The following is an 11,488-nucleotide window of genomic DNA, read 5'->3' on the forward strand; positions in this document are numbered from 1 at the left end:
TGTTCGCCATTTCCTGTTTATTCTTTTGGTAATGATAATTCTTCGCCAAACCATTTCTTAGAGATTTCAGCGTACTTACCGTCTTCTTGTAATTTCTTGAAGGCATCATTGATTTTTCCGACTAATTCTTTGTCGCCTTTCCGCGCACCAACCGCGAAATCTTCATTCTTGAAGCCGACACTTGAAATATTGTATTTATCCAATTTATTGGCTTGTTTCAAGTAGTAGTCCGCATACACTTTATCAATCAATAGACCGTTGATCCGGCCATTTTCCAAATCGATCATCGCCTCATTGAAGCTGGCATATAAAGTAGCGTCGTTGTCCTTAACAATGTCTTTTAACAGCTTAGGCTCATTGCCAAAGGCTTCATAACCAGAAGACCCTTCTTGCGCACCTAAAATTTTATCTTTCATCTCGGAAGCTTTGGTAATTCCGCTATCTTTTTTCGTGACTAAGACTTGTTCATTTTGTGCATATGGGTCACTGAACAATACTTTCTTTTCCCGTGATTTCGTCACAGTATAGCCATTCCAAATCAAATCAATCGTACCATTGTCTAATTCATTTTCTTTCATTGACCAATCGATGGGTTGGAAATCGGCTTTGATGCCATATTCCTGGAAGACTGCTTTGGCCAAATCAACGTCAAAACCGACGATTTTTCCAGCTTCATCTTTAAAACCCATTGGCACGAAAGTATCGTCTAAACCGATCGTTACTTTTTTTTCTTTCTCGATCGTTTTCCAGCTGTCGTCACTGCTGCTCGCTTCTTTCTTGCCACAGGCACCTAAGGTCACTAAAGTCAAAACAGCGACCATTCCCAAAATAATTTTTTTCAATTTCATACGAACTCCTCCTACTTCATTTATGTTTTATTTAATTGGTTCCACCTTTAAAACTTTATCGCCGATCGCTTCAGCAAATACTAAGTCATGGGTTACGACGATCTGGGTCACGCCATCAGCCTTCAAGCCTAAGATCAAATTCTCCACTTGCTGCCGTAACGCAGGATCCAGTGCACTAGTTGGTTCATCATAAGCTAAGACCTTCGGATTCATCGCCATTGCCCGTGCGATCGCTAGCCGTTGCTTTTGCCCGCCAGATAATTGGTAAGGATAATTATTTAGCAGCTCTTCGATTCCCAATAAGCCGGCTAAATCTTTCGCTTTGGCTAGATAGGTTTCTGTATCTTGCTTTAAAACCAGTCGTGGACCGATCGTAATATTGTCTAAGACACTTAAATGTGGAAACAGTTGAAAATCTTGAAAAACGACCCCCACCACTTGCTCTTTATTTTTTGCCCCACTAGGATCAAAAGGCTGACCGTCTAATAAGAAAGTCCCGCTATCAGCTGTTTCCAAGCCCGCTAACGTTCTTAACAAGGTGGTTTTTCCGCCACCGGAAGGCCCGACGATCGCTAAAATCTGCCCATCCGGAATGACTAGATCCAAATTATTGATGACTTTTTTTGTTCCGAAAGATTTGTTTACTTTTTTTAATTCAATCATTTTTTTCACCCGCCTAACGATAATAGTTCAAACGATTTTCTAATTGCTTCAAGATGACCGAGACAACGGCCGTCATTACTAAATAAATAATCGCTACGCCAAACAATGGCAACAACGTCGTGTCACGTTCCATCGCGATTTTTCCTGCACGCATCACATCAGACAAGCCTAGGATATAAACCAATGAAGTGTCCTTAACTAAATTGATGACCTCATTTCCAACAGAAGGTAAGACGATCTTCACTACTTGAGGAATGATGATTCGTGTGACTGTTTGAAATGGATTCAAACCAATTACTTTCGACGCTTCGTATTGTCCCACCGGGATTGATTGAATACCACCGCGGAAAATCTCCGCGTAATAAGCCGCGTAGTTCAATACGAAAGCAAACAGCGCTGCTTCGAAACGATCAAATACGATGCCGGCCAATGGCAATCCATAAAAGACAAAGATCAATTGCAGCAGCAATGGTGTTCCCCGCATGATCCAGACGTAAAAACGAATGATCCATTGCAGCGGTTTGAAGCGGCTGGCTAAGCCAAAGGATAAAATGATCCCTAGAGGCAACGACCCTAATATCGTATAGCCAAATAATTTCAGTGTAATTTCTGCCCCTTGTAATAATTGCGGCATGACTTCGATCAAATAATTTATCATCCCAATATCCCTCCATTTTTTCGAAAGCTGTTTGACTTTCAAAAGTGTTTAATCTTGCAGCAAGTTCGCTTTAGCTAAGGTAGAACTGACAGCTAGCTCTAACAATGGCAATCTTTTTCCAAAAACCAGAAAAAGATTTTATCGTCGTACGCATGCCATTTTCCTAACCTGCTAGTCATCTCTTGGTCAAAGCAGGAAAGAAAAACTGGCAAAAAAAAGTCCTCTGGTATTTCTACCAGAGGACGTTTGCTACGTGGTTCCACCTCATCTTTGTTCTCTTCTCGCAAAAAGAACCTCGATAGGTCAATAACTAGTTTGAGAAATAAAAAAGTCCTTTAGCCACTAGGGCTAAAGGACGTGAATTACGTGGTTCCACCTTTTTTTTATCACCGTCTCACAACGAGCGATCTCAACTGGTCAATTGACCTCTGCTATAACGGGCACTCCCGGATCAGCCTACTTGATTCAACTAATCGACTCAAAGATGTGGTTCACAAATCATCGTTGTCTCTTTTCACCAATCAGAGACTCTCTGGGAACAAATGAACTGCTACTCTTCTTTTCATTGTCGTTTGATTAAGTTGAGTCATACTTTACACGCCTTTAGAGGGTTTGTCAATAAAGAACCTTCATCTTTTTATCATGAACTTCAAATTTAGTTTTTAGCAACAAATTGAAATTTCGTCCACGGTTTTAAAAAGTCCAGCATAATTAATTCAGCTTGCGGAATTTTTCCGACTAAATTTTTACGGGCATCGCTATGAGGTTCCAGAACGATTTGTAATTCATTTTTGTATTTACCAAATTCATCATTGCCCACGACGACATCGCCGACTTGGAATTCTTGGGTATTGTCATGAACTGGATTGGCAACGTCCGCGTATTTGACTCTCACCAATGTTGAGCGAACCGCAGTAGAGGTAATATCTCCTCTGCGGAAATGTTTCGGATCAGCCACGATTTTTTGCTCGACTTCGGTTACATCTGGTACAAATTCGATACCTAAACTGACTTTGTAACGATCGACTGCCGCTACTTTTTCCAACTCTTCATCAGAAGCATAAGCATTCCCGATGATCACCGTATCGATTAAGCCTGTAGCAAACATATGGCGCGCTTGCAAATCAATCGGCAAATGACGATGCATCTCTAACGTTGGTAAGCCATCGTTGACATCCCACGGACCATATTCCGCTGATTGGCTCGTAATAAATGCAGCCGTCTTGATCCCATGATTTTTGAATCGTTTGCTGCAATCAATAAAGAAATCATATGGTAGTGCCGAACCTTCTTGCGGATAAAAATTATGACAGCCGTAGATAAACGGTTCGTTCGCTTCATAGGATAAAATATTATCAAGATAAGCCACATTATTACTCATGTTCAACTCAATCGCCAGACCTTCTGGATTATAGCTTAACATCGCTTCTTTATTGCCATCGAAGCCTTCGTCTAAACGAATTCCTTCAGCTCCTAACTCAGCAAAAAAGCTCAGGTCATCATAAGAGATCCCTAAGTCGTTAAAAATCGAAGGAGCGATATCCAGTACCGTTTCCATTCCTAACTCTTTCGCATAATGGATAATGCTACCGAATTTCTCGCTGACTTTCTCTTTACCTTCAGTTACCTCTAGCATACTCATGAAGATGCGAGTATAGCCAAGCTCCGCTGCCTTTTTGATATAATCGCGATCAGCTTGCGGATCGCTATGATCGGGATAAACCGAAATACCTAATTCACGTTTCATTCGTTTTCCTCCTGCTTCTTAGTCGTCTAACCCATTTTGTTCCGCTACTTCTTTGAACCAGTAGCCAGATTTTTTGACCGTTTTAATTTGCGTGTGGATATTATTTGAAATGAAGCCATAGCGATTCTTATAAGAATTCAACCAAGACCAGCAATCAATTGGTGTCCACATGTGGTAGCCAAAACAATTGGAGCCTTCTTCGATTCCTTTATGCAGCCATTCTAAATGCTCTTGAACAAAATCAATCCGGTAGTCGTCTTCGATCATACCTTCAGCGTTTTTGAAACGGTCTTCGTTAGAAACACCCATTCCATTTTCAGAGACATACCACGGAATATTTTTATAATTTTCTTTGATGTTCACCGCGATATCGTATAAAGCTTTTGGATAAATTTCCCAGCCGCGGTCTAAGTTTACACGACGACCTGGCATATCATAGGCATCATAGTAACGGTCTGGCATCCATTCACCAACAGAATTGGGTGCTACATCGGGGGCCTTCACCCGATTTGGATGATAGAAATTCACTCCTAAGAAATCAACGGTATTGTTTTTTAAGATTTCTTTTTCTGCATCGGTTGTTTTCCACAAGACTTTGTCCTGCGTCAACAATTCTTCCAACTCAGCTGGAAAATGTCCGTAAACTGCTGGTTCTAAGAACATTTTGTTGTTCCAAAGCTCCGCGATTCGGGCTGCCTCTTGGTCTTCAGGTGCATCAGAAGCCGCGTACGTCGGAGTCAGATTTAAAATCGTACCGATTTGTGCATCTTTGATGTTTAATTTACGAAAAGCTTGGATCGCTTTTGCTGACGCTAAGTTCAAGTTGTAAGCTACTTGGACTGCTTTCTTTCCGTCAACAATATTTGGATAGTGGAACTGGAATAAATACTCCCCTTCAACAACGACCATTGGTTCGTTATGAGTCGCCCAGAATTTCACGCGATCACCAAATAATTCAAAACATTTTTGGGCAAAGCCAACATATAAGTCCACGACTTTTTTCGATTCCCAGCCGCCGTATTTGTCGTAAAGCTCAACTGGCAAATCAAAATGATGCAAGTTCATGACGGGTGTCATACCTTCAGCGATCATTGTGTCGATGACATTGTTGTAAAAATCAACCGCGTCTTGATTCACGGTATTGGTTTCTAAATCATCGATCAAGCGGCTCCATTGAATACTCGTCCGCAGGCTATTCATGCCAATAGAACGCATCATATGGATGTCTTCTTTATAGCTGTTGTAAAAGTTTGAAGCCGTGTCTGGCCCTACTTGGTTATGGAATTTCTCTGGTTCGATCTCATAATGATAATCAAACACATTCGCATGCTTTTTATTAAAACGTCCTTCGCTTTGCGGGCCTGATGTGGCAGCACCCCACCAGAAATTCTTTGGAAAATTCTTCATTGTAATGCTCCTAACTTTTTCTAAGTCTATTGTTTTGAGATTCTTTGTTTTCAGGCTCTTAAGCTACCAGTATTAGCAGATAAAAAGAAAAGGGATTAGGGATCGAGTGATCCTTAATCCCCATCGTATTCCTTAAATCTCAGTTCCTTTTTTCAATTCTAATCTAGTAGATAGAGATACAAATGGTACATACATTACAATAGCGATCACTAAGTTAACTGCAGCAAGAATTGCTCCTGAAATACTTTGTGTTGCTAAGAAACCGCCAATGATTGGTGGTGTAACCCAAGGTGGCATAACAGTTGCGGCTGGTACCCAGCCAAATTTCGTTGCAAAGTAAGCAGTGGTTACACAAACCATTGGTGTCAAGATAAATGGAATGAACATGACTGGATTCAATACTAATGGCAAACCAAACATCAATGGCTCATTGATATTGAAAATACCAGGAGCTGCGGCCAAGTTGTTTACGACCATGAATGGTTTATTTTTACGTCCAACTAAATAGATTGCGATAATTAAACCAATTGTTACCCCAGTACCACCCATGTTTACGAATGAGTCAATAAATGGTTTGTTAACGATATAAGGTGCTGCTTTACCAGCTGAGATTGCTGCATTGTTCGCTTCAATCGCTGGCGCATTGATCGCCTGCATGAATGGGTCGATCATATTGGCACCATGTAATCCGAAGAACCATAAGAATGGTGTGATAAATGCGATCAATAGTGCTGAACCGTATGAATTAGCTAAGCCCATGAACGGTTCTTGAACCATTGCATAGAAAGCCGCGAACATATCTTCAACGCCAAAACCGGCAATGATTGCTGCAATTACACCAAAGATCGAAATTGTGATCATTGCTGGGAATAAAGAAGCAAATGAACGTGCAACTGCTGGTGGCACGCCGTCAGGCATTTTAACAACTAGTTTGTCATTACCAACTAAACGAGTGAAGATTTCAGCTACTAACATACCTACGATCAAGGCAACGAATAAACCAGAAGAGTTCATTCCGCTTGTAGCAGCTCCTAAAGTGAAGAATGACGCAACAGAGACAACCCCTGTTCCGATTGGATCTTTACCAACACCTTTAGCTAAGTTGTAAGCAACTAAAAACGCGATAAAGACTGAAAGAACACCAAAGGTTCCGTTCCAGACAGCGCCGCCGAAGCCTTTCCATGCTTCACCGCCAAAAATACCGTTCATGACATTTTGGAAAGCTGGAATTGGCAAGTTGTTGATCATTACCGCTAATGCCCCTAAAATCATTAACGGCATGGTTACTGTGAAGGCATCCCGAATCGCGACTAAATGACGCTGGTTCCCAATTTTAGAAGCGTATGGGATAAAGTGTTTTTCCATAAAATTGATAAATTTATCCATTGTATTTCCCCCTGTTTAAAAATAGTCGTAAAAGCTTTGTTGCCCTTTTGGAAAGACATCCGTGTCAAAGTCCTTTGACGTTGTGACTTTTCCGAGAAAAATTCCCTCGGTTAAAGTCAGCTCCCCTAGTAATAATTCGCTCCATCCATGAATGGACGCTTTAATATCGCCTGCTTGTTGAACTTTTCGGCACATTCCCTGACTGACTAGCCAGCTTCCCACATTCCAAGGACATTCTTGGTCTTCCGTTACTTCAATAATAATTTCTTTTTGACAAATTGGAAAATGTGGTAATAATTGCTCAATGTCAATAATACGACTCATCATATAAGGTTCTAAAGTAATCGAAAGTGCTTCTTGTTCACGGAAACATTTTTCAATCCGTTCGTGAACAGGTGCGTGATAAAGAAATTCTTCAAATGATGAGACATGGGCCTTCAAGTACGTTAATAATTTGCGCAAAGCGAATACGTCTTCGTAGACGAGCTCGTCGACTAATAATGTGGCTCCTTGCATTCGATAAATCAGATACCCTTTAGCTTCACCCGCCTCGTCGAAAGCAACGGCATAAAAACGATGGGCATAATAGTGATTCAGACGTTCCCACCACCAGTCTTCCCGGACGACCGTTCCAACTTGCTGCTGCATTAATAAACGTTGATAAAGCTTTTTGATCTCTGATTCCATCTGTTGCCAAGATCCGCGTTTCACACTCCCCCTTTTTTCACTCGTCAAATAATTAAAAGCTAGCGCCGGTATCCGATAGGTCTTACGACGACTGGTCGGTTCATAGCCGAATTGTCGATAAAAATCTTCTGAGAAAGGTGCGAGCTGCGAGACAGCCACTCCTTTTTGATGAAGATCCGACAAAAGCTCCAGCATAATCGTACTGATGCCGCCTTTTCCCCGATATTCAGGATAACTGGCGACATAACCAACGCCGGCCATTTTGACTCTTTGGTTAAAAAGTTGAATTTCAAAGTGATTCGCCATCACCAAATTGGTCAATTCATCGTCTTGATACACGCCATAACAATCAGCATGCTCATAACGAGATAGAAAAAGCGAATCGTCAATGATCGGTTGTTGTTTCTTAAAAGCGTATTCAATCAAACCTGTGATCGCTTTCAAACTGTTCTGATCACGTGTTAATTTCATTGAATCACTCCTCAATCTATTTAAAATTTATTCGTTACTTAAACGTTGATACAATTCAACGACTTCTTTTGCCATATCATTGAAAGTCAAGCTCGTCATCAAATGGTCTTGGCTGTGAACCGCTAACAAAGTTACAGTCATCGGATTGCCGCTGGCTTCCTCTGTCAATAGACCAGTTTGAGAATGATGGGCTTCCACTAATGCTTGATCTGCCGCAGTTAATTTTTCTTGTGCCAAAGCAAAATCTCCTGCTTTAGCAGCTTGAATCGCTTCCATTGCATCGCTCTTAGCATTGCCGGCATTGATAATCAATCCCATAACGGCTTCTAATTGTTCTTGACTCATTGTTTCACTCATCTTTTTTAGCTCCTTACTTCATTAGATTAAGGGCAGTAGTTAAAACAGCTTCACCGTTCATCATGCCATAATCTTTCATATCAATTACATCAACAGGAATTCCTGTGCTTGCTAATTTTGTTTCAAATTGGTTTTTCATAAAACGAACTTGTGGGCCTAATAATAAAACATCAACAGGTTTGCTTGCATCTTCTAATTTTGAATCCGCTTCCGATGCAGAGACTGCGAAGATATCAGATTCTAATCCTTGAGCTTCCGCTGCTTTTTCCATTTTTGTTACTAATAAACTGGTGCTCATCCCTGCTGCACAAACTAGCATAATTCTTTTCATAATCGAACACTCCTCAATTTTTTTATTGTTCACTTTATATAAAGCAATTGGCGTGCCAACTTTTCGGGCGCACAGAAGCCGATATGATAAGGTTTTCAAGATACACACAAAAAAACTAGGATTACACACTGTGCAATCCTAGTTCTACGCGATTATCTTCTAGCGTTTTAACAATGTAGGCGATGTCATCCTCAGTAAAACGAACTGAAAATTGTTTTTCCAGTAGCGACAAACTAGCAGCTGTTTGATTGAAGCATAAACGATTTTGCTGATGAAAATACTTGACGTTCTCAAAAGGAGGTCGTTCTTCGGCTTTTTTGATTTTATCAATCAAGAAAGCAATATGAACACTCAACGCTTGCAATGCCGTATTCTCAATAATCAATTCCTGATCTTTGCGAATCGTCTGTAACGCATCATCAATTACTAGAAATAACGTTTTTACATCTAGCTCTGGTGAAAAGTTTTTCGTCAAGGAGTCCACCATCTCTGGTAACGTGATCTTGCTTCCTAATAAATCTTGGAATTCTAAAATCTTTTCGCGTTTGAATAAATTCATTGCTGGAATAAAAGGAATCTTTTGATAGTGGATCTCCATCGTCCCCACGATCGCTACGATATCTTTGTGCGTAATTAGTTGATCGATGCGATGCTTGAAACTTTCTCGCTCCAGCGACTGCATTTGAATGACTTCAAATTCTTCGAGGTTGACGATCTGAGAAACGACTTCGTTCAAGCGTTTTGACACGCCTTCGCCGGTGAAGCAGGCAACAATGATCACTTTCTTTTCATCTTTCGGCGTAGGTTCTTCCAAGCGAACCATTGTTTGGAACATCGAGATCACGCTGGTATAAATTTCTTCAAGGGAACGACCTAACGTTGCCAGACGCAGACTTTCTAAAACCAGCATCGTACTAGCCATTGAAATGACCCGCGTGCGAATGCCCATCTCGTGATAGATTAAATTTCCAAAATTATTCGGTGAGCCCATATCTGTCAACAAGATGATCCCTTCCGTGAAGTTTTCTCGTTGACCTTGCAAATAATTTTTGATTTGAGCATACATTTCTTCCGTATCCAGCGTCAAAGGCATATTAAAGGCAATCCCTTTGGTCGTTCCTAATAACTCTTGAACGGTCTCCAGCATACTAGAAGCCGTCGATTTTCCGTGCATGATTACGAGGATCGCTACTTGCTTCTCGTCGATTTTATGTTCCTCGTGGCTGTCCATCGTCAAAAACATGGTGATAAATCCGATCTCATCCAGAGGAATCATAATATTATAAGCTTCTTCAATCCGATTAGAAAATTCGATCGCCAATAAGAATTCCTTTGAATAGTTGCGACGGATATCATTTAAGTTGGGATGAGAAATGAATTGATTCCCGCGAATTCGTTCGATCGTTGAGTTAATATGCAGCGCAAAGGCGAAACGCACTTTTTCATCGTATTCGCGATTCATTTTAGCACTAGCAAAGTCGTAGAGATCATTTACCAATTTCCAAAGATCATCGGAAATAATTTCGCGATAGGCATTAGAGTGGGAAAGTTCTTCTACATACGTCTCAAAATATTGATCCACATCGTCACTAATCAATTCTTCTAAGTCGATCTCAGACAGATTTTCCCGACCTAGTTTTTCCAATTTATAGGTGATTGAATTATAGACTTCCATATCTTTATTCGGATCTTGTCCCCAAACAACATCCTCCGCTCCAGGCTTCAAGGTCAAATAAAGATTCTTTTTATCTAAGAAAGGCATCAGCATATCTTGGACTTCATTGATCCGCAATAAGCCTTTTTGGACCACTAAAGGTAAGTCCTCTTCCACGATCATTAATTTTTCTGAATCATTGCTGGTTTGATAATGCAGGAAGGCTTTTGCACAAACCAGTTTCAAGTCCCGCTTTAATTGTCCGATGTTCCCTTCGGCTTTGTATAACAGAAAGGCCAACAAGCTACGTTTATCGATAGCAATCTCTTGGACTAAGCGATTGGCTTCTTGTTGTAAGAACTCCTTAATAATCCCTAACCGTTCGTCTAAAGATCGTTCAGCCAAAGATGGCAACTCGATCTGCATAGGAATCCGACGGTTGAAGGTCGATAAAAACATCGAGCTGGTTTCCGTCGTTGCCCCAATAATTTGTACGGAGGCGTGCTTTTCTTTGCCGTCCCCTAATGAACGAAAGGTTCCTTTGTCGATAAAGGTAAACAGCATCTCTTGGCCTTCTGGTGGTAAACGATGAATTTCATCTAAAAATAAAATACCGCCATCGGCTTTTTCCATTAAGCCTTCGCGTGTTTCTTCCGCACCGGTAAAAGCGCCACGTTTTACCCCAAAAATATGTCCGTAAAGCAGTTGCGGATTTTGAGCATAGTCGGCACAGTTAAAGGTAATAAAAGGCGCGCTTTCGTCTAATACGTCCGCAGCGACCGCGAAACGATACATGCATTCTGCAAACATCGTCTTCCCTGTCCCCGTTTCACCAAAAATAATCGTATGTAAGCCCCGTGGTGGGTATAAAATAGCCGCTTTTGATTTTTGAATCTGACTTTTCAGTGATTCCTCGCGACCAATTAAATTATCGAAGTTAATATGTTTTTCCGCAGAGACCGCGGCTGATTGAAATTTTACTGGACGACCATCGATTTTTTTAACCGAGCCTTCTTTTGTCAGCTCATTTAAATAGCGACTAATATTTGTCCGGTCGATCCCCATTTGATCGGCCAATTCTTGTGCAGTTTGCTCTGCTGGATTGGACCGTAACAGTTCCAACACTTCATCTTTTCTTGATTTCAAAAAAATCCCTCCCGAGAATGGTATAAACCAATCACATTGTAACCCTTTTCTTACAAAAATTCCACTGCACGGCTACCCCCTCCTGTTTAGATTGTTTAAAACAAACTGAACGAAGGAGCCAGTTAGTTACTTT

The 11,488-nt window shown here is 40.9% G+C and carries 10 protein-coding genes and 1 other annotated feature; all 10 genes read right to left on the minus strand.

Features of this window, described 5'->3' with window-relative positions:
• Window positions 1-17: 17 nt before the first annotated feature.
• Window positions 18-848, minus strand: coding sequence for an amino acid ABC transporter substrate-binding protein (locus RV00_RS08485; RefSeq protein ID WP_071862183.1), 831 nt, complete (start codon window positions 846-848; stop codon window positions 18-20).
• Between the two features lie 27 nt (window positions 849-875).
• Window positions 876-1,511 carry an amino acid ABC transporter ATP-binding protein gene (locus tag RV00_RS08490; protein ID WP_071862184.1) on the minus strand — a complete coding sequence of 212 codons (636 nt, stop codon included), beginning with the start codon at window positions 1,509-1,511 and terminating at the stop codon, window positions 876-878.
• A 13-nt stretch (window positions 1,512-1,524) separates the two neighbouring features.
• On the minus strand, window positions 1,525-2,166 hold the full coding sequence (locus RV00_RS08495) for an amino acid ABC transporter permease (protein ID WP_084133277.1): 642 nt from the start codon (window positions 2,164-2,166) through the stop codon (window positions 1,525-1,527).
• Between the two features lie 351 nt (window positions 2,167-2,517).
• Window positions 2,518-2,744 (minus strand) — a binding site (T-box leader).
• An 80-nt stretch (window positions 2,745-2,824) separates the two neighbouring features.
• Complete coding sequence (locus tag RV00_RS08500; protein WP_071862186.1) at window positions 2,825-3,916, minus strand: DUF871 domain-containing protein; 1,092 nt, start codon at window positions 3,914-3,916, stop codon at window positions 2,825-2,827.
• Between the two features lie 18 nt (window positions 3,917-3,934).
• On the minus strand, window positions 3,935-5,323 hold the full coding sequence (locus RV00_RS08505) for a glycoside hydrolase family 1 protein (RefSeq protein ID WP_071862187.1): 1,389 nt from the start codon (window positions 5,321-5,323) through the stop codon (window positions 3,935-3,937).
• 132 nt (window positions 5,324-5,455) lie between these two features.
• Window positions 5,456-6,709 (minus strand): PTS sugar transporter subunit IIC, encoded by a 1,254-nt coding sequence (locus RV00_RS08510; RefSeq protein WP_071862188.1) that lies wholly within the window; start codon window positions 6,707-6,709, stop codon window positions 5,456-5,458.
• A 15-nt stretch (window positions 6,710-6,724) separates the two neighbouring features.
• A complete protein-coding gene (locus tag RV00_RS08515; RefSeq protein WP_071862189.1) occupies window positions 6,725-7,867 on the minus strand; it encodes a GNAT family N-acetyltransferase in 1,143 nt (380 codons plus the stop codon).
• A 27-nt stretch (window positions 7,868-7,894) separates the two neighbouring features.
• A complete protein-coding gene (locus RV00_RS08520; protein WP_211272383.1) occupies window positions 7,895-8,224 on the minus strand; it encodes a PTS lactose/cellobiose transporter subunit IIA in 330 nt (109 codons plus the stop codon).
• Between the two features lie 13 nt (window positions 8,225-8,237).
• Window positions 8,238-8,555, minus strand: coding sequence for a PTS sugar transporter subunit IIB (locus RV00_RS08525; protein ID WP_071862190.1), 318 nt, complete (start codon window positions 8,553-8,555; stop codon window positions 8,238-8,240).
• Between the two features lie 121 nt (window positions 8,556-8,676).
• Window positions 8,677-11,355, minus strand: a complete 2,679-nt coding sequence (locus RV00_RS08530; RefSeq protein ID WP_071862191.1) for a sigma-54-dependent transcriptional regulator — start codon at window positions 11,353-11,355, stop codon at window positions 8,677-8,679.
• Window positions 11,356-11,488 lie beyond the last annotated feature (133 nt).

It is taken from the genome of Enterococcus devriesei (genome assembly GCF_001885905.1).
GTDB lineage: Bacteria > Bacillota > Bacilli > Lactobacillales > Enterococcaceae > Enterococcus_A > Enterococcus_A devriesei.